We start from the raw sequence: 23,392 nt of genomic DNA on the forward strand, positions 1-23,392 counted from the left end.
TAATAAGCAATATTCTCTTCCTAGTATACCATAAGTACACGCCTCCTGCAGAATCCTTACAACAGAAAGTGCCTTTCCTTCCGTCTTGAATACTTTTTTCTCTGCCTTGAATACTTTTTTCTCTGCTAGAATATTAAAAATCAAGTCTATTATTTAAAGCTTATACAAGACTTCCTACGATGAGAAAAACGCCTGAATCAAGAATGTTTCAGACGTTTGGATTTTTGAAAGCTGAGGATTAGGGAATGACATAGCCTTGGTCATCTACCATATGAGGATGTTCTGAATTTCCATTCTCCCTCAAGGCTTCCAAATCTTGATCCAAAATGGAATTGTAGTCTGTACTTCCTTCACGTGTTACACGAGTTGATACTTGTCGTAAAAGTTTTTCGTTGAGATTTCGAACCCAGCGACCGTTACTGTGGTCATTGGCACGCAAATAATTTCCTTTCACAATTTCTCCATAGAGAGCTTCATTGACTTGGTAGCCTTGCTTGCGTAATCCCATGAGACCGATCTCTACAATCTCATCTGGATTATAGTCCTCAAAGTCAAAGACATTTGGAATCCGACTTTGCAATCCTGAATTGACTTGCAAGAAGTCATGCATCTCCCTAGTATAACCAGCAAAGATAATGACGATATCTCGACGGTGATCCTCCATAAATTTGAGGACTTCATCCAAGGCCTCCTTCCCGAAATCATCATTCTGACCAGTGTAGAGCGTGTAAGCTTCATCGATGAAGAGGACCCCACCTAGCGCACTTTCTAAGACTTCACGCGTCTTTAAGGCTGTTTGGCCTTGGTAGCCACCAACCAGATTGCTTCTAGATACTTCGATGAATTTCTTCTGCTTGATGACCCCTTTTTGGAAGAGAATATTCCCCAAAATGCGAGCAACAGTCGTCTTCCCTGTACCAGGGTTTCCAAGAAAGAGCGAGTGCAGCGTTGTATCTTCCACAAGACCACCTTGCTCTGCTCGTTTTTGATTGAACTCAGCCATGGCTACAAACTGTTCGACTTGCTCTTTCACTTTTGCAATTCCAACCAAGCGGTTGAGAGCTACCATACCATCTTCTTCTTTGTCTGCCCCTACCTGGTACTTGCCTTGATTGAGAACAGCATCAATGTCGATATTAAGGATGGTCTCGATATCATCTGAACCTTGAGCCACCACTCGGTCTGCCATAGTCTTGGTCAATTGCTCATCTAGATTACGAATCCAGCGACCATTGCTCTTATCCAATGATCCATCGTAGGCCCGCTTGACATGACGAGCATAGTAATCGCGGTCTTCGAGCTTATAGTCTCCCTTGTTCAAGATCATTTCACCCAGTTGGACAATTTCATCTCCGGTGAAATCCTCAAAGATGAAGTTATTAGGGACACGCGAACGGAGTCCTGGATTAGTCTTTAAGAACTCCTCCATTTCTTTGGTATAGCCGGCAAAAATAATCATGATCTCATCACGATTGTCCTCCATAAATTTAAGGATGGTATTGATGGCCTCGATCCCAAAGTCGACATCACTGTCTTTTTTATCCAAACTATAAGCTTCATCAATAAAGAGGATCCCACCACGAGCTTTTTCAAGAAGAGCCTGGGTCTGCTCAGCTGTCCCTCCAACATTAGAGGAGATTAAGTCTGACTCAGTCGCTTCGACAAAACGAAATTCCTTACCGGAAAGGACACCTGCCTCAAAGAGAACTTCTCCCAAGAGGCGGGCAACGGTCGTCTTCCCTGTACCAGGATTTCCCATGAAGGCTGCATGTAGCGTTTGCTTTTCAGGAGCCTTGCCATTTGCGATCCGCTTTTTGTTAAATTCTACCATGTTGATCATTTTTTTGATCTCATGTTTGACCTTCTCAAGACCAATCAGGCTATTGAGTTCTTCCAGTGCATCGCGTTTCTTTTCTTGTTCAGAAGCAGTTGCTGTAGTAGTTGGAACAGTTGCATCAGATGCAGTGCCTGAAGAAGGTGTTTGCGGATTAGCTTTAGCCACTTCTCTGCCTACAAGATAATCACAGCCATCCTCAATCTCAGTTATCAGATCACGCGCATCTCCCTGTGTATAAGTAACGGCGTCTGCCTTTACATAGGCAGAACTTTGAAGTCGAATATTTGGATCGGCAATTTTATGGAAGACCATCTGGTCCGCCATCACTACACTATCCGAAAAAGCACCGAATGAAATTCTTTGAGCATTTTCCGCAAGGAAAGTAGTTTCTCCTGTCAAAGCCGCGAACGATAGGTCATAAATGCATAAAAATTCTGTGAAAGTGGCTTGATGAGCTCGAAGCATACTTCCGTACGAATTCAAGGACGTAATGCAATCCGAATCAGAATTGAATTGAACGTTATTATTAAGGCAAACCGCAGTCCCACCAGGCAATTCGATTTTGCAGTTCTCAGATTTCCAGACTACATTATCTAACCAAACTGGTGGATAATCCATTTCAAGATTCCCACCTTTAACAGTAGAGTTTTTGAGAATCACTTCTGAGTTAGTCGCACTGATCGTATTAATATCATATTTTTCAAGGTCGACGGTTTCTAAGGTCAACCTAGCTCCATCTGATAGATCGATTCTAGACAAAATCCTTGAATGACTGATTGATAATTCTGAAGCCACAATACCGATTGAAGCATCGTGTTTTTCGGGAACCTTCATTTCTATATCAGTTAAGATTAGTTTAGAATGCGTGTCTGCATATAGAAAAAAGTTCTGATTGTTTTGGGTGCTAATTTCAAAACAAACCTGCTTACAAGTGACTTCAGATCCACTCCATAACAGGAGGGTAGAATAATTCCCCGTGATTTTAAAACACAAATTTTCAAAGGTGACCTTTGCTCCTGCTACAAATCGGAAAGCCGCTTCAATGGTATTCTTAAAGATTTGGCCATTGCCATTTGGATTAGAAACCACTTGCCCTACAAAATGTAGCTCCTTATCAATTACAATTTCCTGATTGGTCGGCCATTGAAAAGCGTATCCATCTTCAAACTCGATGATGTCCCCATTCTGAGCTTTGTTATAAGCATCCATAAAATTCCAACTATTGTTGTAAGGACCTACTAAATATTTCGCCACACTCTTCTCCTCTTTTCTTCTGATTACCAATAAAAACTCACTGATTTATCAGCTCATTTACGAAATTCTACACACTAAAAATTGTAACACAATCCAGGTTCAATGAAAACATCTAGAAGCGGTTATAAAACTTAAAAACCTCTATTTTCCTTTTTTTGAAAATAGAGGTTTTGATCTAATCTTTAAAGAGAGACAAGAGAGTTACCATAACTACAGTGGAGCAGACCAAGCCGGTTACTTTTATGATCGTATCCGTGTCTAGCTCTAATTGATAACTAAACGATTTTTGAGCTGGTTTATCTTCTGCTACAATACTAAATCTCATTTTTTCCCCTTTCTTACTCCTGATCCAGATACAAGATTTGCGCTTCCGGGCTAGTAGTTAGAAGATTGACAATCAGAAAACTCAAAACTTCTTCTAATAAGTTTTCCTTAAGTTCACGCTTCATAGACAACTTAAAATCATTTTGAATTATTTTAGAAAAACTCATCAAACAGACTCAACTGGTTATCCTCAGGCATATTGCCCAGGATTCCCATATCGTCCATTTTTTCGACTAGGGTGCTAGAGAGACCACCGCGTTTGCGGAGCTCTGTCTTAGAGAGGAATTCGCCTTCTTCCCGTGCTCTGACCACTTGGCGGGCAACGTTGTCACCCAAACCGTCCATAGCAGAGAACGGTGGAATAAGTGTATCTCCTTCGATGAGAAACTCGGTCGCGTGGCTCTTGTAGAGATCCAGCTTTCCAAATTTGAAGCCCCGCTCCAGCATTTCATTGACGATTTCCAAAGTCGTATAAAGGTCAATTTCTACATTGGAAGCCTCGTTGTTCTTGCGTTTTTCAGCGATTTCGCTCATTCGGCGCTTGACAGCATCAAGTCCGCCACTCATGGTCTTAATATCAAATGCCTTGGCCCGGATAGAGAAGTAGGCGCAGTAGTAATAAATCGGATGATGCACCTTGAAGTAGGCCACCCGCAGGGCCATCATAACATAGGCTGCCGCATGGGCCTTGGGGAACATGTACTTGATCTTTCCACAGGACTCGATGTACCATTCTGGCACATTGTTTTCCTTCATGGCTGCGATGTAGCCATTGCGCTCTTCTTCAGAAATCTTCAGCCAGAGGCCCTTCCGCACGCGCTCCATGATCGTAAAGGCCATCTTAGGATCCAAGCCCTTGTGCATGAGGTAAACCATGATGTCGTCCCGACAACCGATAACGGTAGACAGGTCCGCAATCCCTTGCTTGATCAAGTCCTGAGCATTGCCCAGCCAAACATCCGTACCATGAGAGAGACCAGATAGCTGTAAGAGCTCGGCAAAGGTGGTCGGATGGGTCTCATCAACCATGCCCCGTACAAAATTGGTCCCAAACTCTGGAATCCCCAGCATACCAGTCGGCGTGCCGATTTGCTCCTGAGTCACACCCAGAATATCTGTTCCAGAAAAGAGGGCCATGACACCTGGATCATCCATAGGAATATCAGTAGGATCAATACCAGACAAGTCTTGAAGCTTCCGAATCATGGTCGGATCATCATGCCCCAGAACGTCCAGCTTGAGGACATTTTCATCGATATCATGGAAGTTAAAGTGGGTAGTCTGCCACTCGGCTGTCACATCGTCGGCTGGATATTGGACCGGTGTAAAGTCATAAACATCCATGTAGTTAGGGATAACAACGATTCCGCCCGGGTGTTGTCCAGTTGTCCGCTTAACTCCAGCCGCTCCCTGCGCCAGACGCTCAACTTCGGCGTCTCGGTAGAACTTCCCGTAGTCGCGCTCGTAGCCCTTGACAAATCCATAAGCTGTCTTAGCTGCAACGGTACCAACGGTACCAGCCCGAAAGGCATACTCCTCACCAAAGATATCACGCACATCCAAGTGAGCGCTAGGCTGATCCTCTCCGGAGAAGTTCAAATCAATATCGGGTACCTTGTCCCCGTCAAATCCAAGGAAGGTCTCAAACGGAATATCTTGCCCATTTTTGCTAAGTTTGTGGCCACACTTTGGACAGTCCTTATCCGGCATATCAAAGCCAGAACCATAGGAGCCGTCCGTAATGAACTCGCTGTATTGGCATTTGCCACAGACATAGTGGGGTGATAGAGGATTGACCTCGGTAATCCCGATCATGGTCGCGACAAAGCTAGATCCGACAGACCCACGCGAGCCTACCAGATAGCCCCGCTCATTGGAGCGTTGCACCAGCATCTGTGAAGCCAGGTAAATCACGGCAAAGCCATTCCCCAAGATAGAGGTCAACTCTTTTTCAATCCGCAAGTCTACGATATCCGGCAGCGGATTACCATAAATCTCAAAGGCTTTTTGATAGGTCAGCTCGGCAACCGTCTCCTCGGCCTTATCAATGAAAGGTGTATAGAGGTCGCCCTTGACCACCTCTACCGGCTCAAAGGTCTCCGCCAGCTGATTCGGATTGGTGATGACTAGCTTCTTAGCTAAGTCCTCGCCCAAGAAGGCAAATTCGTCCAGCATCTCATTGGTGGTCCGGAAGTGAGCCTTAGGAAGCGGAGCCGGCTGGGCATTTTCACCGTGACCAATGGTCCGGTTAATCATGGCTCCCTGACCGAGACTCCGGACGATAATCTCCCGGTAGATTTCTTCTTCCGGCTCGATATAGTGCACGTTCCCCGTCGCAAGGACAGGCTTGCCCAAGCGGTCTCCGACCTCAATAAGATTGCGAATAATAGTCTGCAGTTCTTCCTGGTCCTTGATTTGCTCCTTGGCAATCAGTGGCTCATAGATAGCCGGTGGCATAACCTCGATAAAGTCATAATACTTGGCTACTTCGACAGCCGCATCCACCCCCTGAGAGACAACAGCGTCATAGACTTCGCCTTCTGAGCAGGCAGAGCCCAGAATCAGGCCTTCACGATGGGCGTCCAGAACGGTCCGTGGAATCCGCGGTACGCCTTCAAAATACTTGGTATTGGACAGACTGACTAACTTGAAAATATTTTTTAGTCCCGTCTGATTTTTTACATAAATGGTCGCATGCTTGACCCGAGCCTTCTTGTAAGAATTCTCATCGACAAGATCCGTATTCAGATCCTTGAGATTGGTCACACCATGCTTTTCAGCCACATCCTTGATAAAGATAAAAAGGAGACGGCCCGTCGCTTCCGCGTCATAGTTGGCCATGTGGTGGTGCTCCAGAGCAATCTGGAAACGCTTGGTCAAAGGCCCCAGACCATGACGCTTGTACTCTGGATAAAGATTGCGGGCAAATTCCAGCGTGTCAATGACTGGCTGGGTAATTTTCGGCAGGCAATGACGCTCATAATTGACATTCATAAAGCCCACGTCAAAGGTGGCATTATGGGCAACGAGGATGCTGTCCTTGCAAAATTCTTGAAATTCTTTGAGCACCTGCTCCAGTGGTTTGGCATTGCGGACATGCTCATCTGTAATCCCAGTCAAGTCCGTAGTAAAGGCCGACAGGGGATGCCCAGGATTGATAAACTCATCAAACTCAGCGATGATATTGCCCTTGTGCATCTTGCTGGCAGCGACCTGAATCAAGTCATTGTAGACGGCTGAAAGACCCGTTGTTTCCACGTCAAAGACTACATAGGTCGCATCGCTCAGCTCCATATCCACTTCATTGTAGACGATGGGTACCCGGTCTTCTACAATATTGGCTTCCATACCGTAAATCAGCTGGATACCAGCCTTCTTGGCAGCCTTGTAGCCATGGGGAAAGCTCTGCACATTGCCATGGTCGGTAATGGCGACAGCCTTGTGGCCCCATTTGGCAGCCGTTGCAACGATTTCCTCTACCTCAGGCAGAGCATCCATAGTAGACATATTGGTATGGGCGTGAAACTCGACCCGCTTCTGCCCCTCAGGCATCAAGTCCTTGCGCTCATAGTGGGTAACTTCCTGCACATCCTGTACATTCATGGTCAGGTCACGGGTAAAGTTGTTCATCTCCACATTTCCACGTACGCGGAGCCAAGCACCCTTCTTAATCATGTCAAACTTCTTGGCTTCTTCTTCGTTTTTCATCCATTTCTGCAAGGAGAAGCTGGAAGTATAGTCTGTCATCTTGAAGTTAAGCAAGACCCGGCCGGTCCGAGTAACCTTCTGCTCCAGATCAAAGACCATTCCCTCAAAGACCAGACGATTTTCCTCAGTCTGAACTTCAATCATAGGGGTAATCTCTGCCTTGTCCAGCTTTGGTTTAGCCGCAGCCTTGCGAGCTTGGAAATCATAGGCTGGTTTTTCCTCTGGCGGTGGCGCCATTTGCTGTAGAGATTCCATGGCTTTGAGAGCTTCTTCATTAGCTTCTTGAACAATCTTGTCATTTTCTGCCTGGAAATTCTCTGCCTGTTGCTGGGTTAACTCATCGCTGTGCTGAACCTGACAGGCCAGCTGAGGAAAACCATACTTGACTAGCTGGCGACTGAGATTTGGTAGGTGATTCTTGCGAAAATGCTCAGTATCAATGGTTGATGGTCCTTCAATTAGCAACTTGTCCCCATCCAAATGAACCTGCAAATCCTGATAAAGGCTCTTAAATCCATGGCTGGCACATGGACCTTCCTCAAAGGCCAGCTGGTAATAAGCCTGCAAGAGCTCATCCGATATCTGAGGCGCCTGACAATGAATTTCAAAAATAGCTTGGTTGCCTGTCTTCGAAAACTCTTGATCTAAGCGCTTCTGCAATTCCCTAAAAATCTCAATGGGTAGAATATCCGCAAAAGAAAAATGAAATTCCCAGACCCGACTGACCTTGTGGAGCAAAACCTTCTCGATTTCTGCATTCAAAAAGGCCTCTGAATTTCTCATTTCCAGTGGCATATCTAGCTGATTCATTAAAATTTCAAACTTGTTTGACATGACATTTCCTCGTACAGTAGTGACCTTATTTTACCATAAATCAGCACTTTTTTCGACAGAAAAAGGACAGAGCAATGCTCAGCTCCCCATATAATTATCAAGACTTTTTTCTTGATCCTAAGTTATGATATAATAGAAAAAACATTTACCTAAAGGAGTCTTAACTGTGAAGAAAATCTTACTAGCTAGCATCTGTCTACTGACCCTAACTGCTTGTAGCACGACCAGTCAGAATAAGCAAGAAAATACACCCAAGCAAAGTCAGAGTCAAAGTAAAACCAAAGAAGAAAAGACACAGACGAAAACTTTTTCTAAAAAAATCGATGAGCATTATACTAATTCAGTCAAACTTTTCTATACTAAAGACAAGATCCTATCTTTCCAACTCATTTCCAGCCAGGCTATCCCTGAAGAAAGTCAAAAAATGAGTGTTGAAGAATTAAAGAAATCTTATAGTGAAGATCTTAAGAAAAGTTCCATGATTGAAAATCAAGAAAAGCTAAAAGGACTTAAAATTCATCTTAAAATTTCTGAAGACAAGAAAAACGCTATAGCCATTTTTGACTTTGATCTCAGCAAAATAGATCAAGAACAGTTGATTCAATCAGCAAGTGACTCTGAAAGTAGTCAAACTTTCTTCAGGAAACTTCAAGATAAACCAGAAGTTGTCTTTGATTATTTGAAGGGGCAAGGACTCGAAGAAGAATAAAAAAGCTTTCTGATTAATTTTTAAACTTATACCTGTTCATAAATTTTAGTATATTTTCTAATACCAGTTATTAACTTTTGTTCTATTTTACTATAAATTTCAAGGAGTCTTTATGCACTTAACTAAAAAAACTGTTCTTATTGGTGTCGCTTCTCTTCTTATTTTAGGCTTAGCTGCATGGGGAGTAAATTTATTTCTCGTTAAGCACAACGCTCAGCAAAGTTTTGATAAAAATTTTATTCACTATCAAGCAAAAAGTGACGATCACGAAACTTTTATTACTCAAGGCATCGGAAAAAAAGAAGTCTATAATTTATCCTACTCTCCTTCTAAGAAGACCATTGAAATAACCAAATCAACTAAAAATGGAGATAGCTATTCTGCCGATTCCATTTACGGAGCAGTAAAACTCTATGATATAAAACAAAACAGTAATAGCTACGTCTTCATAACAGCTGCAAAACCAATAATCGTTGACTTCGGAATGACTTCAGTAAGGGTAACTTATGATGGAGGTAATTTTGAGACCCCATACTCTGAACTGCATTTTGGTGAATCTTTCCCTAGTGAAGACAACTAGATTGCTACTTCTCTAGACTAACAGTCTTTAACGATCAACTAACCAAGCTATTCAGCTGTGGTTAGTTTTTGTTTACAAAAAAAGCGGTTGAAACCGCCTTTATTTATCTTAATACTGCTTCTGCCAAAGCCTTCTGAATAGCAATAACACTCTTATCGCTTCGGAAAGTTAAGGTTTCGGCTGGTTCTTCAGCACTGGATACCCAGATTTTCAACTCAGCGTCAAGGTCAAAGTGGCCAGCCGTTTCCACTGAAAATCGACTGATAGAGCGATAAGGATAAGACTTATAAGCCGTTTTCTTGCCCGTCATCCCTTGCTTATCAACCAAAATCAAGCGCCCATCTGTAAACACAATCAAATCTCGAATAAGACTGAAGGCCAGTTCCACATTTTCCGTTGGCGTTAAAATATTTTCTAGTTCTCTTTCAACTTTATCAATATCTTTTTGAGAAGCATTGCCCAGCAAACCACTAAATAATCCCATGATTTCGTCCTCCGATTCATTTTTTCTTACTATAGCATTTTCAAGTCCAATAAGCAAAAGAAAACTGCCAGGCAAAACTGGCAGTTTATCTTATTTCGTTAAAATAGACAAGGTTTCGATCAAGTTATCTGCATGGACCTCAATGGTATCGCCACTTGCTTTAATTTTGACTTCTACAATACCTTCAGCAGCTTTCTTACCAACGGTTACTCGGATTGGCAGACCAATCAAGTCGCTATCGCTAAACTTAACACCGACCCGCTCATTGCGGTCATCGACTAAGACTTCATAGCCAGCTCCAACTAAACTTTCTTCAATCTTGTCGGTCAAAGCCAAGCTTTCTTCATCTTTGACATTGACTGGGATCAAATGAACGTCAAATGGCGCCAATTCTTTAGGGAAGTTAATTCCCCAAGCATAACGATACTCACCTTTAGGAGTTTTATTAACAAAGAGGCGGGCATGCTGTTCCATGACAGCTGAGAGCAGACGACTAACACCGATACCATAGCAACCCATCACAAGGGGAACTGCTCGGCCATTTTCATCTAGAACTGTCGCATTCATACTGTCAGAGTAACGAGTCCCTAGTTTAAAGATGTGCCCAATCTCAATCCCACGTGCAAACTTCAGAACACCATTACCATCTGGAGAAATTTCTCCTTCGCGAACTTCACGGATATCGACATATTCAGCAGTAAAGTCACGACCAGGATTTACCCCTGTCAAGTGGTAGCCATCTTCATTGGCTCCAGCAACAGCGTTGGACAAGTCTTGAACCTTACGGTCAGCGATGATGGTCACTTCTTCTGGCAGATTAACTGGACCAAGAGAGCCAAAGTTTGCTCCGAACAATTCTTGGACTTCTGCTTCTGTTGCCGCTTCAAAGAAGTCAGCCCCTAAGTGGTTTTTCAATTTGACTTCATTGAGCTGGTCGTTTCCTACAAGCAAAGCCACTACCGGATTTTCATCTGCAATGTAGACCAAGGTCTTGATGGTTTGCTCCTCAGAAACTTGTAGGAAGGCTGCAACTTCATCAATAGTCTTACAGTTTGGTGTTTCCACACGAACCAGTTCGGTTTCAGCTGCTACACGATTGCTCGGCTTGTATTCATTTGTTGCCATCTCAAGGTTAGCTGCATAGCTTGACTCGCTAGAGTAAGCGATAGTATCCTCACCAGAAACCATCCAGTTGCTTAGCTCAGCCTTAATGGCTTCCAAAACATCTACAGGGATTTCATCCAAGCTTGCAACGGATTTATCCAATACCAACCAACGATCCAAGTCTGTTCGATCAGGAGTAATCGCCATAAATTCTTGGCTATCCTTTCCTCCCATAGCTCCGCCATCTCCAATGATAGCTTTAAAATCAATTTCGCTACGAGTAAAGATCTTTTCATAGGCAGACTTGTATTCATCATAAGTCACATCCAAACTATCATAGTTCGCATGGAAGCTATAAGCATCTTTCATGATGAACTCTCGCGTCCGCAAAAGACCGTTGCGAGGACGTTTTTCATCACGGTATTTTGGCTGGATTTGATACAGATTCAGCGGTAATTGTTTGTAAGATTTCACTGAATCACGCACTAGGGCAGTAAAGGTTTCTTCATGGGTTGGTCCCAAAATGAAGTCTGATCCCTCACGGTTCTTTAACTTGAAAAGGTCATCACCATAGGTCTCGTAGCGACCTGACTCGCGCCAAAGATCTGCACTTAGCAAAGCTGGCGCCAACATTTCTACTGCACCAATTTTTTCAAATTCTTGGCGCATGATATTTTTAGCCTTTTCAATAACTCGGTTGGCCAATGGCAGGTAAGAATAAACTCCCGCTGACACTTGGCGAACATAGCCTGCCCGCAAAAGCAAGGCATGACTGATAACCTGCGCATCACTTGGCATTTCACGCAAGGTTGGAATTAGCATTTTACTTTGTTTCATAAAAACTCCTTTAATTACATTTGGAGGCAGTGAAGGCCCTTTAGCAATCTACGTTTTATCTTCACTTGCCCTTACTTAAAAGAATGTACGTATAATATCATTCCAGGTCACAGCAATCATCAGCACAACCATAATCGCTACACCGGCTAAGGTTACATAAGTCTCTGTTTCGCGCTTGAGCGGTTTTCTGCGAATTGCTTCAATAATGTTGAGAACAATCTTTCCACCATCAAGAGCTGGAATCGGAATCAAATTGAAAATACCAATATTGATTGATAGCAGAGCCAATAGACTAATCACCTGATCCAGACCAGCTTGTGCCGCTTGACTGCTGACACGGAAGATAGCAACCGGTCCTCCCAGTTGATTAAGACTAGGATGGAAAATCAAGTTTTTCAAAGCATTCAAAATACGGAAGGCCGCATCCCAGGCCATGGTCAGACCACCTACCATCATGGACATCAGATCCGACTTCATGCCTGGCGTGACACCTAATAAGTAACGGTCCCCTTCTTTTTTAGGACTGACTGTCACATCTTTGGTCTCGTTTCCGCTTTTAACCGTCAGATTAAGTTTGGGATTCTTTTGATCCTTCGTTTCCTTTTCAACTGCCTGAGTCAAATCATCCCAGTTTGAAATTTCTGTCTGACCAACCTTTAGAATCTGGTCGTTATTTTTTACACCAGCTTGAGCCAAGGCGCCGTTTGGAGCAACCTGTACATGGTTTGTGTCCAAATTTTGAACCCCACCTTGCAGAGCAATTAGGATCCAAAAGGCCACGATACCCAAAATAAAGTTATTCATAGGGCCAGCAAAGTTTGTGATTAAACGGCCCCAGATTGTTGCATTTTGGTACTGAACATCTAAAGGCGCAATACGAACTTCAGTCCCATCTGCTTCAACAATAGTTGCATCGTGATCAACTGAGTAGGTTCTACTTTCTTCAAGAACCAAACCAGTGATTTCTAATTTATCTTCAAAATCAAAACTTGTCACATTCATTGGCAGGGCTGTCTGATCAATTTTCTTGCCAGATAGATTTACTCGAATAACCTTGCCTTCTTCATTCAGAGTCAGACTGACAGGTGTTCCTGTTTTGATTTCAGTTGTATCGTCACTCCAGCCGGCCATGCGCACATAGCCACCTAGAGGAAGAATCCGAATGGTATAGGCTGTTCCATCTTTTCCAATATGAGAAAAGATTTTCGGTCCCATTCCAATGGCAAACTCTCGAACGAGAATGCCTGACTTTTTGGCAAAGTAGAAATGTCCATACTCATGAACCACTACAATAATACCAAAAACAATGATGAAGGTGAGGAGTCCCATAATTCCCATACTTTCCTTACCACACATTCCTTTCTAAATCTTGACTACTGGAGTCTAAATCAAAGAGGCTGGGAGTGTCTCCCAGTACTCTGTTTTTCATTAAATTTTATTCCAGGCAGAAGAAGCCACTCATCTCCAACTCTGCACATCTTAAACAGATTAGAATAAACCTAAAATCCGCATCAGAGGGAAGACAAAGAGCAAACTGTCAAAGCGATCCAAAACACCACCATGGCCAGGTATAAACTTACCAGAATCTTTGACACCATAATGACGTTTAATGGCGCTTTCCACCAAGTCTCCAAACTGTCCAGCTATACTAAAGAAAATCGCATATAAAACCAAAAGCCAGCGATTATGCGGAGCTGCCACACTTCCATCAATCAAAACAAAAATGAAGGTGACTACCATCGCAGACGCGATACCACCGAGGGCACCTGCAACAGTTTTATTGGGTGAAATTGTTGGAGCTAGCTTTTTCATACCAAAACGGCGACCAAAGAGATATGCACCACTATCTGTTGCCCAAACAATTAGAAGAGCCAAAAGCACCTTATTTAGGCCTGCAACTCGAGCATCTAAAAGGGCATTAAAACCTGATCCCACATAGAAACTAACTGCAATCGGATAGACCACATCATCAAAAGTATAATTGCTACCAACGACAATAGAACCCAATAAGCAAAAGACGACCAGAGTATAGGCTATTACATTGCCATCAATTGGCAAAAAGGTAAAATAATACTCAATCGGAACTGCTAAGACAAAGGCCGCCAGCATAGCCAACATACCTTCAAGAGTTGTCGTCGCTAGGCCCTTCATTCGGAGCAATTCATGTACTGCCAACATGGCTAAAATACCTACAACAATCTGAAAAGCGACCCCTCCTAATACGACCAAAGGAAGGAAAATTGCAAGAGCCACTCCCGCAAAAATCAATCTCGTCTGTAAATCCTTATCCATATATTCTCCTAAACACCACCAAAGCGTCTCTGGCGCTTACTATATTCTTCGATAGCTTCTTTTAAAGATTTTTCATTAAAATCCGGCCACAAGGTCTTTGTAAAGTACAATTCGCTATAGGCACTTTGCCAAGGAAGGAAATTACTGAGGCGTAATTCCCCGCTAGTCCTGATGATCAAATCCGGATCTCGCAAAATACGAGGCAGGGTACTAGTCTGTAAATAATCCCCAATCATTTCCTCGCTAATATCACCTGGGTTAAACTTGGCATCCAAAACTTCTTGAGCAATATTTCGAATGGCTTGAGTTAATTCTGCCCGTCCACCATAGTTCAAGGCAAAGTTCAAAATCAAGCCAGTATTGAGTTTGGTCAGCTCTTCTGCTTTAACCAAGGCATCATATGTAGCCTTAGGTAATCTAGCCACATCACCAATCATTTGAATCTTCACATTATTTTTGTGCAATTCTGGCACATAACGCTCATAAAACTCAACAGGCAGGTTCATGATAAATTTGACTTCTTTTTCTGGTCGAGACCAGTTTTCTGTTGAAAAAGCATAGACCGTCAAAACCTGGACGCCCATCTCTTTGGCTGCAATGGTGACATTCTGCAAAGCCTCCATACCCGCCTTATGTCCAAACACGCGTGGTTGCAGTCTCTTCTTAGCCCAACGGCCATTTCCATCCATAATAATCCCAATATGCTTTGGCACCTGTAGGGGGATGGTTACTTTTTCCTTCTTTTTTAAGTGAAACATAGCTTTATCCTAAATTTTAATCATTTTATTATATCATAAATCTAATAAAAGTGTTGTTTTAGCAAGTTTTTTGACATCAGTCTCCCAAAACTAGGCTAAGAAGCTTCGTAAAACTCCTCATTCTAACCTCTTACCCCTTTGAAAGGCCTTACCTTCTTATATTATAGGCTTTCCTCTTTTAATTTTCAAGAAATGTCCCCAAACTACAGACTCTGATAAAAAGGTAAAAAAAGAATCCGAGATCCTCAGATTCTTTTTCTTATTCTTCGATAGCAGATTCTTCCACGCCAGCAGCCTCAATCGCTACTTTTGCTTCAGGATCAACTTCTGCTTCAGCTTGTGGTAAGACTGTCTTGATCGCTGTTAATTCAAAAGTCAAATAAACGCCATCAACATCCAAAACAACGGTCCGTTTTTCAGTATCCACTTCATCAACAGTTCCATACAAACCGCCAATTGTGATAACCTCATAACCCTTTTGGAGCTTGTTCAAGCTTTCCATGCGTTTTTCCGCTTGTTTTTTCTGTGTGCGGTTCATGTAGAAAATCAATCCAGCCATGACCACAAACATGATAATCATTTGGTATCCCATAGTCGTCTCCTTTCGTTTTTCATGTCTTCATTACTATAACAAATTTCTCCTTTTTTTACAAGAGAGGACTGTTCTTTCGACCTGACTACAAAAGGCTTTAAAGACGATTTCAAAGGACTTTTTCTATCACCACTAATAGCTGGTCTTTTTTAAAAGTTCAAGAGAAAGGGACTTACTCAGCCCCCTCCTTTTCCTTAATAACCAAGACACCATCTTCCAAATCAGCTGTCAAGTGCTTAGCATCTAAATGATCCAAGTGGAAATCGGTCACCTTGTCACGGATTTGTTGCTCAATGACACGGCGGAGTGGACGAACACCCATGACTTGGTCATAACCAGCGTCACGCAGGAATTCCTTAGCTGCATCAGATACAGCTAGATCAATTTCTTTCTTGCTCAAGGTTTGATTTACTTCAATCAACATGAGATTCACAATTTCCATCAAGTCCTCTTTCTTGAGATGAGAGAACTCAATAACCGCATTGAAACGATTGAGGAATTCTGGACGGAAGTAAGCTTTGAGTCGGTCCATCAGATCAGGTTTTTCTGCATCTTCTTCTAAGCCAGCTTCATAGCCAAATCCAGCATTGGAAGTCGCAATGATGACTGTGTTCTTGAAGTTAACTGTATTCCCTTGACCATCTGTCAAACGGCCGTCATCCAGAACTTGAAGGAGAAGGGTAATCACTTGCGGATCAGCCTTTTCAATCTCATCCAAGAGAATGATAGAGTATGGATTTCGACGAACACGCTCGGTCAAAGTATTGTTGTTGTCATCATAGCCAACATAACCCGCAGTGGTACCAATCAGCTTGGAAACAGCAGTCCGGTCAGAGTATTCAGACATATCCAGACGGATGATGGCCTCTTTAGTACCGAACATATCTAGAGCTAATTGCTTAGCAAGCTCAGTCTTACCTACACCAGTTGGACCAACAAAGAGGAAGCTACCAATTGGGCGATTTCCTTCGTCAAAACCTGCACGGTTACGGCGGATAGCTCTAGCCACAGCTTCTACAGCCTTGTCTTGGCCGATTACTTTAGCTTTGAGACGGTCATTCATGCCCTTGAGGCGCTCAATATCACTAGCACCCATTTGAGATACTGGTACACCCGTCATACGTTCAACAGATTCTGCCACATCGTTGACTGTTGCAGTCACCTTCATATCCTCAGTGTGGTTTTGAATTTTCTTTTCTAGTTCTTCGATACGAGTCTTGGCATTCAGAGCTGCTTCGAAATCTTCTTTTTCAACAGCGGCTTCCTGCTTGTCTTTTTGCTCAGCGATCTCATGTTCAACCGCATGGACATCAGTCACTGGATGTTGAGCCGCCAAGTGGGCTGCCGTTACATCAACAAGGTCGATTGCCTTATCTGGCAAGCTCCTTTGTGGAATATACTGAACAGAGTAGTCCACAGCAGCTTTCAGTACTTCATCTGGCAGGATGACATTGTGGTGCTTTTCGTACAAGTCTCGGATACCTTGAAGAATTTTATAGGTATCTTCGGCAGACGGTGCATTGACTTTAACTTCATTGAAACGACGAGCTAGAGCTGCATTTTTGAGAATAGTATTACGGTACTCATCCTGAGTAGTAGCTCCGATAACTGTCAACTCACCACGAGAAAGCGCTGGTTTGAGAATATCCGCTAGTCCCTTAGAGCCACTATCTCCACCGGTAGATCCTGCTCCTAGAATTTGATGGATTTCATCAAAGAATAGGATGATGTTGCCAGCTTCCTTGACTTCATTGACCAAGTTTTGGATATTTTCTTCAAAGCTACCACGATACTGGGTACCAGCTTCCAGACCAGAAATATCAACAGAAATGATTTCCTTATTCTTGATAGCTGCTGGTACATCACCATTGACAATAGCTTGAGCCAAACCTTCTACGACAGCTGTCTTACCAACTCCAGCATCGCCGACCAGAACTGGATTGTTCTTAGTCCGGCGAGAAAGGATTTCAGCAGTTTCTTGGATTTCCTTATTACGCCCAATGACTGGATCTAACTTTCCATCACGCGCTTCCTGAGTCAGATTGCGACCCAGCTTAGCCAGGATGCCATCTTGCTTAGGTCCATGACCAGCAGTTTGTAAATCCTGTTCACCCGTTCCTTGACCAGGTAGTTTACCAGTAGCACGATATTGTGCAAATTCTTCTGGCGTCACTTCACGGCCGTTAATGAGGTAACGACGGTTTTCACTATTGTAACCACGCATTCCAGCCATTAATTGATTAAATAAGTCATCCATATTATTAAAATTGTTGTAATTGTTATTCATATTTATACCTCTTCATTTTCAAGAATTGCAAACGATATTTTGTTTTTTATTTTCGTTTACATTTGTAATTGTACCATGGTACAAAAGGATTGTCAATAAATTATGCTCAAATTTTTTAAAAAAATTTACAAATGTAATCGCTTGAGTTTCTATCCTTATTTTTTTCTACAAGGTTGTATTTTTGAAAGAAAAATACAAAAAAACAGACATCCAAATTTGAATATCTGTTTTTCTATATTATACTTAAATTTTAGGCTTTTACTTCAATAACAGCATCACCTTTGCTTACTATCCCTTGACCTACTGGAGTTACAGAAGCATAGTCCGCAGTATTCGTCACGATAACCATAGTTGTATCTTCGAGACCAGCTGCAGCAATCTTAGCTGAATCAAATGTTCCTAGAACATCACCTGCTTTGACTTTATCACCTTGTGCTACAGTGTGATTGAAACCTTCACCATTCATTGATACCGTATCAATACCAACGTGAATCAAGATTTCTGCACCATTAGAAGTTTTAAGACCAAATGCATGTCCAGTCGCAAAAGCAATCGTAACCTCTGCATCAGCCGGAGCATAGACAACTCCCTCGCTTGGCTTGATTGCTAAACCTTGCCCCATAGCTCCGCTTGAAAATACTGGATCATTAACATCTGCAAGAGCGACAACTTCCCCAGCAACTGGAGCTAGAATTGTTTCGTTTTGGAGAGAATTTTCATTTTCAACTACTTGCTCTTCAACAAGCTCTTTTTCTACTGTTTCAACAGCTGTCTCAACAGTAGCTTCTGCAGCAAAAACATCTGCTGCTTTTGTCTTACCGTAGAAATAAGTCAAAGCAAAGGCAATCGCAAAAGCAATAACTTCACATAAGAAATAGAACGGAATTGAATGAGCATCAATTGAAAGGAAGCCAAGAAAACCAGCTGAACCAAGAGACACCGCAACAACTTGGAAAAGACCTGCAAAGAGAGCTCCTACTGCTGATCCGATAAGGGCACAGAAGAATGGGAATTTATATTTCAAGTTTACACCAAAGAGAGCCGGCTCTGTAATACCCAAGAGGGCAGAGACACCTGCAGATGATGCAAGACCTTTGGTTTTAGCATTCTTAGTTAAGAACAAAATTGCAAATGTAGCTGCACCTTGAGCAACGTTGGCCATAGATGCAACAACAAAGATAAAGTCACCATGTCCACTACCATTTCGCCAAGCAGAAAGCAATTGCGTTTCGATGGCTGGGAAAGATTGGTGAAGTCCAGTCATTACAATTAATGAATAAGTTCCACCAAAGATACTCATGCCAATAAAGCTTGTTGTGTTGTAGAGCCAAACAATTGCATCTGTAATACCATTAGATACCAATAGCATTACTGGACCTACAACTGTAAATGTCAGGAACCCAGTAATCATAACAGATAGCAATGGAGTGAAGGTGAAATCTACAGCTGACGGTAACTTCTTGTGGAAGAATTTTTCAAGGTAAGATAGAATCCATACAGCAGCTAGAACTGGAATAACTTGGTAAATATAGCTTGTTTGCTTAACATGCATGCCAAAAATATCCCAAAATTCTGTATAGGCACCAATTGTCGATGCTTTACCAATAAGATCTTTTGCCGTCAAACCAATGATATTTGCTGCACCAGGCGCAACCATAATCATACCAATAGATGCACCTAGGAACTGGTTAGCACCAAAGCGTTTTGCTGCTGAAATACCTACCAGAATTGGTAAAAACCAAAATGGGGCTGCAGACATGAGCTGAATCATATCAGAAAGGCCCTTAATAGCTGGATACATTTGGACCAGCGATTGAGATCCAAACAATCCCTTAGAGGTAAGGAAATTACCTAAAGCCATCAAAAGACCGCCTGCAACTAAGGCTGGAATAATTGGTACAAAAATATCGGACAAGAGTTTAATCAAAGCCATAATCGGATTAAACTTCTTCCCACTAGCAGCAATCTGCTTCAAATCATCAGTTGAAACTTCTTTAAGACCAGTTTCTTTTATAATCTCAGCATAAACAAAGTTTACGTCACCAGGACCAATAATAACCTGATATTGACCATCTGTTTTAAAAGTCCCTTTAACATCAGCATTATCGTCCAATGCTTTTTGATTAATAATACTGTCATCTTTCAACACAAGGCGCAATCTAGTTGCACAATGTGCTGCTGCCACAAGATTATCTTTTCCAACAGCATCAATAACCTGTTTTGCAACTTTTGAATAATCCATTTGCAAAAATCTCCTTATTAAATTTATTAAACTTTTTTGAAAGCGATTTTATCACCTTTACGAATATTATTTTACCATGATCCAAAAATATGTCAAGCGTTTTGCAGAAATTTTATTTTTTTATATGTTTAAAGTTGATTTTTAGGCAGAAAACGTTTACTATAGTAGTAAGAAAAACACATGACGGAGGAATAAAGTTTGGCTTGGACGACTGAAAAACGCTACAGACGCTACGAAGACTGGACTCAGGATGAAGTACAGCAGATTAAAGAAAATATTGCAAAATCCCCTTGGAGGGCCAGCTACCATGTGGAACCTCAGACTGGACTACTCAATGATCCCAACGGTTTTTCCTATTTTGATGGCAAGTGGATCGTTTTCTACCAAAACTTTCCTTTCGGAGCAGCTCACGGTCTCAAGTGCTGGGTTCAGCTGGAGAGCGATGACCTAGTTCACTTTACTGAAACCGGGCTCCGTGTACTGCCAGACACCGCACTAGACAGCCACGGTGCCTACTCTGGCTCTGCCATGCAGTTTGACGACAAGCTCTTTCTCTTCTACACCGGCAATGTTCGTGATGAGAATTGGGTACGTCACCCCTATCAGATTGGCGCCTTGTTAGATAAATCAGGTAAGCTGGAAAAAATTAATAAGGTCTTGATTGAGCAACCTGCTGAAGCCACTGACCACTTCCGCGATCCACAGATTTTTAACTACAAAGGGCAGTTCTATGCCATTGTCGGAGGACAAAATCTAGACAAGCAAGGCTATGTCAAGCTTTACAAGGCTGTTGATGACGACTATACCAACTGGGAAATCGTCGGCGATTTAGACTTCGCCAATGACAAAACGGCCTATATGATGGAGTGCCCTAACCTAGTATTTATTAATGGCCAACCAGTCCTGCTTTATTGTCCTCAAGGTTTGTCTAAAAACGTACTGGATTATGGTAATATTTATCCAAACATGTATAAAATAGGTCAATCGTTTGACATAAATAAAGCTGCTATGATTGATCCTAGCCCTATCCAAAATCTGGACTTTGGTTTCGACTGCTATGCCAGCCAAGCCTTCAATGCACCTGACGGTCGTGCACTCGCTGTCAGCTGGCTGGGATTGCCTGATGTGGAGTACCCTTCTGACCGCTTCGACCATCAAGGTGTTTTCTCTCTCGTCAAGGAATTAAGTCTGAAAGACGGCAAGCTCTACCAATACCCAGTGCCTGCTATCAAGGATTTACAAGCAGAATCTCAGCCTTTCACTGCTCTGTCAGAAAGCAAGAACAGCTACGAACTAGAACTGAATCTCGCTGCGGATACCGAACACGAAATCGTTCTCTTTGCAGACAAGGATGGCAAGGGGTTACGCATCAATTTTGACCTCAAAGCAGGTCTAGTAAAGGTTGATCGTAGTCAGGCGGGTGAGCCATTTGCTCTAGACTTTGGAACCAGCCGAAGCTGTAATATTGACAAAGAAGCAACAAATGCTAGTATATTTATAGATAAATCAATTTTTGAAATTTTCATCAATAAAGGAGAGAAAGTATTTTCCGGCCGTGTCTTCCCGAAAGAAGACCAGACAGGCATTGCTATTACCAAGGGCAATCCAACCGGTACTTACTATGAATTAGATTATGGTCGCAAAGCTAACTGATGTAGCAAAACTTGCAGGAGTCAGCCCCACAACTGTTTCTCGCGTCATCAACAGAAAAGGCTATTTATCCGACAAAACGATTTCTAAGGTTGAGGCAGCCATGCGAGAGTTGGCCTACAAACCCAACAATCTGGCGCGCAGCCTCCAAGGAAAATCAGCTAAGCTAATCGGGCTTATTTTCCCTAATATCAGCAATGTCTTTTATGCAGAATTAATTGGTAAATTGGAGCACGAGCTCTTTAAACAGGGCTATAAAACCATCATCTGCAATAGTGAGCATGACTCAGACAAGGAGCGTGAATACCTTGAGATGCTGGAAGCCAATCAGGTGGACGGCATTATTTCCGGCAGCCACAATCTAGGCATTGAGGACTACAATCGCGTGACTGCGCCAATTATTGCCTTCGACCGCAATCTTTCGCCGGATATCCCTGTCGTCTCTTCAGACAACTACGGAGGCGGAGTGCTGGCGGCTCAAACCTTGGTCAAGGCTGGTGCGCAAAACATCATCATGATTACTGGCAATGACAATTCCAACTCACCAACCGGCCTGCGCCATGCTGGCTTTGCTTCCGTCCTACCTGATGCACCTATTATCAATGTGTCCAGTGATTTTTCTCCCGTCCGAAAGGAAATGGAAATCAAGCAAATTCTGACTCAGACCAAACCTGATGGCATTTTTACATCAGACGATCTGACAGCCATCTTAATTATGAAGGTCGCTCAAGAGCTGGACATTAAGGTTCCCGAAGACTTAAAAATCATTGGCTACGATGGCACCTACTTTGTGGAGAACTACTACCCACAGCTGGCAACGATCAAGCAACCACTGAGAGATATAGCTCGTCTATCTGTAGACCTACTCCTCAAAAAGATTGCTGGCAACGAAGTTCAAACGACTGGTTATTTCCTACCAGTTAGTCTATTACCTGGAAAAAGAATTTGATTTTTATCCCAAAAAAGACAACCTCAAAAAAGAGGTTGTCTTTTTATGTCTAATCTTTCAAAAAGCTCTCAGACTATTTATCAAAGCTTTCTAAGGCTTTTTCACGTTCTTCAACTTGACCCTTGGCGTCTAATTTTTCGCCCTTGTAAACTGTGGATTCCCATGATCCATACATTGGGTTAGGGAAGATAATGAATTTTTCACCAAATTCTTTTTGAAGTTCGTCCAATTTCTTGTCACGCTCTTCAGAAGACTTTTTGGAGAAGTCTGCAAAGTCGACTAAATTATCCCCAAATAGCATAACTAGATTTGTTGTCTCTTGAACTTTTTGACGACGTCCTTCTTTTGACTTGACGCCTTCTTCCAAGAACATCAAATGGTCACGCCCCTGAACAGGAATGCCTTCTTTTTCTAAGTTCTTAATGGTTGCATCTACCTGACTAGCTGCGCGGTCAGAAACATAGTAAATTTGTACACCATTTTCATTGGCAAATTGGAGAAAGTCCTTTGCTCCTGGAACAGCTTTAGCCTCCGCCTTTTGCACCCAAACATCCCAATTTTCAGGTGTAAATGCCGTGCCATCCTTTACATTTTTCACTTGATATGGGCTGTTATCAAGTACAGTCTCATCCAAGTCTAAGACGATAGAATATGGTTTTTCTGTCGGTGTTTTTAATAATTCTTTCAGACGATTCGTTGCAACATTATAGCCTTGTAAATACAAAGCCTTGGTTTCAGCCGCCTTTTGATACCAAAGAGTAGACATGGTATTTTCTCTCGAACGAAGCTGTTCATAGGTCATCGAAATCTTATTATCCGATGTACTGCTCTCTGTTGTCTTATTTTCTGTTGGTTTCGGAGCACAGCTCGTCAGAATAATAACTGATGCCAATGCAGAAAAAATGGTTACGGTAGCTTTCGTTGCTTTCATAAAAAAACATCCTCCTAATA

General features: G+C 42.5%; 16 protein-coding genes. 4 read left to right on the forward strand and 12 right to left on the reverse strand.

Translation table 11 applies throughout. From position 1 onward, the window contains the following. Positions 1–238: 238 nt before the first annotated feature. The 3 genes from AWH02_RS00685 to AWH02_RS00690 form a co-directional block, all read right to left on the reverse strand. Positions 239–3,091, reverse strand: a complete 2,853-nt coding sequence (locus tag AWH02_RS00685; RefSeq protein WP_060553845.1) for an AAA family ATPase — start codon at positions 3,089–3,091, stop codon at positions 239–241. Positions 3,092–3,266: 175 nt separating this feature from the next. Beyond that, the gene (locus AWH02_RS11050; protein WP_008809826.1) at positions 3,267–3,416 is read right to left on the reverse strand and encodes a hypothetical protein; all 150 of its coding nucleotides are present in this window, start codon (positions 3,414–3,416) and stop codon (positions 3,267–3,269) included. Between the two features lie 152 nt (positions 3,417–3,568). Next, on the reverse strand, positions 3,569–7,957 hold the full coding sequence (locus tag AWH02_RS00690; protein ID WP_060553844.1) for a PolC-type DNA polymerase III: 4,389 nt from the start codon (positions 7,955–7,957) through the stop codon (positions 3,569–3,571). Between the two features lie 166 nt (positions 7,958–8,123). On the opposite strand from AWH02_RS00690, the gene AWH02_RS00695 reads away from it, so the two are divergent. Together AWH02_RS00695 and AWH02_RS00700 are read left to right on the forward strand one after the other, a co-directional pair. After that, on the forward strand, positions 8,124–8,666 hold the full coding sequence (locus AWH02_RS00695) for a hypothetical protein (RefSeq protein ID WP_012130875.1): 543 nt from the start codon (positions 8,124–8,126) through the stop codon (positions 8,664–8,666). 112 nt (positions 8,667–8,778) lie between these two features. Then, positions 8,779–9,246 carry a hypothetical protein gene (locus tag AWH02_RS00700; RefSeq protein ID WP_060553843.1) on the forward strand — a complete coding sequence of 156 codons (468 nt, stop codon included), beginning with the start codon at positions 8,779–8,781 and terminating at the stop codon, positions 9,244–9,246. Positions 9,247–9,349: 103 nt separating this feature from the next. Here AWH02_RS00700 and AWH02_RS00705 read toward each other — a convergent pair whose 3' ends face one another. The 8 genes from AWH02_RS00705 to AWH02_RS00740 all read right to left on the reverse strand — a co-directional run bounded on the left by AWH02_RS00705 (position 9,350) and on the right by AWH02_RS00740 (position 19,842). After that, positions 9,350–9,730: a PH domain-containing protein gene (locus tag AWH02_RS00705; protein WP_045773451.1), complete on the reverse strand. Its 381-nt coding sequence runs from the start codon at positions 9,728–9,730 to the stop codon at positions 9,350–9,352. Positions 9,731–9,820: 90 nt separating this feature from the next. Next, positions 9,821–11,671: a proline--tRNA ligase gene (locus AWH02_RS00710; RefSeq protein WP_060553842.1), complete on the reverse strand. Its 1,851-nt coding sequence runs from the start codon at positions 11,669–11,671 to the stop codon at positions 9,821–9,823. A 75-nt stretch (positions 11,672–11,746) separates the two neighbouring features. Next, the gene (rseP, locus tag AWH02_RS00715) at positions 11,747–13,003 is read right to left on the reverse strand and encodes an RIP metalloprotease RseP (protein ID WP_197711255.1); all 1,257 of its coding nucleotides are present in this window, start codon (positions 13,001–13,003) and stop codon (positions 11,747–11,749) included. A gap of 156 nt (positions 13,004–13,159) precedes the next feature. Then, positions 13,160–13,963, reverse strand: coding sequence for a phosphatidate cytidylyltransferase (locus AWH02_RS00720; protein ID WP_012130880.1), 804 nt, complete (start codon positions 13,961–13,963; stop codon positions 13,160–13,162). An 8-nt stretch (positions 13,964–13,971) separates the two neighbouring features. Further along, a complete protein-coding gene (locus tag AWH02_RS00725; protein WP_008809837.1) occupies positions 13,972–14,721 on the reverse strand; it encodes an isoprenyl transferase in 750 nt (249 codons plus the stop codon). Between the two features lie 259 nt (positions 14,722–14,980). Further along, the gene (gene yajC, locus AWH02_RS00730) at positions 14,981–15,313 is read right to left on the reverse strand and encodes a preprotein translocase subunit YajC (RefSeq protein ID WP_012130881.1); all 333 of its coding nucleotides are present in this window, start codon (positions 15,311–15,313) and stop codon (positions 14,981–14,983) included. 172 nt (positions 15,314–15,485) lie between these two features. Then, positions 15,486–17,600, reverse strand: coding sequence for an ATP-dependent Clp protease ATP-binding subunit (locus tag AWH02_RS00735; protein ID WP_012130882.1), 2,115 nt, complete (start codon positions 17,598–17,600; stop codon positions 15,486–15,488). Between the two features lie 250 nt (positions 17,601–17,850). Continuing rightward, on the reverse strand, positions 17,851–19,842 hold the full coding sequence (locus AWH02_RS00740; protein WP_060553841.1) for a sucrose-specific PTS transporter subunit IIBC: 1,992 nt from the start codon (positions 19,840–19,842) through the stop codon (positions 17,851–17,853). A gap of 198 nt (positions 19,843–20,040) precedes the next feature. On the opposite strand from AWH02_RS00740, the gene AWH02_RS00745 reads away from it, so the two are divergent. Both AWH02_RS00745 and AWH02_RS00750 read left to right on the forward strand, forming a co-directional pair. Then, a complete protein-coding gene (locus tag AWH02_RS00745; protein ID WP_060553840.1) occupies positions 20,041–21,495 on the forward strand; it encodes a sucrose-6-phosphate hydrolase in 1,455 nt (484 codons plus the stop codon). Further along, a complete protein-coding gene (locus tag AWH02_RS00750) occupies positions 21,476–22,441 on the forward strand; it encodes a LacI family DNA-binding transcriptional regulator (protein ID WP_060553839.1) in 966 nt (321 codons plus the stop codon). Before AWH02_RS00745 ends, AWH02_RS00750 begins: the two co-directional genes overlap by 20 nt. 73 nt (positions 22,442–22,514) lie before the next feature. Here AWH02_RS00750 and AWH02_RS00755 read toward each other — a convergent pair whose 3' ends face one another. Continuing rightward, entirely contained in the window at positions 22,515–23,372 is an 858-nt protein-coding gene (locus AWH02_RS00755; protein ID WP_060553838.1) for a 5'-nucleotidase, lipoprotein e(P4) family, read from the reverse strand. Positions 23,373–23,392: the final 20 nt, after the last annotated feature.

Origin of the sequence: Streptococcus gordonii, assembly GCF_001553855.1 — a bacterium.
GTDB lineage: Bacteria > Bacillota > Bacilli > Lactobacillales > Streptococcaceae > Streptococcus > Streptococcus gordonii.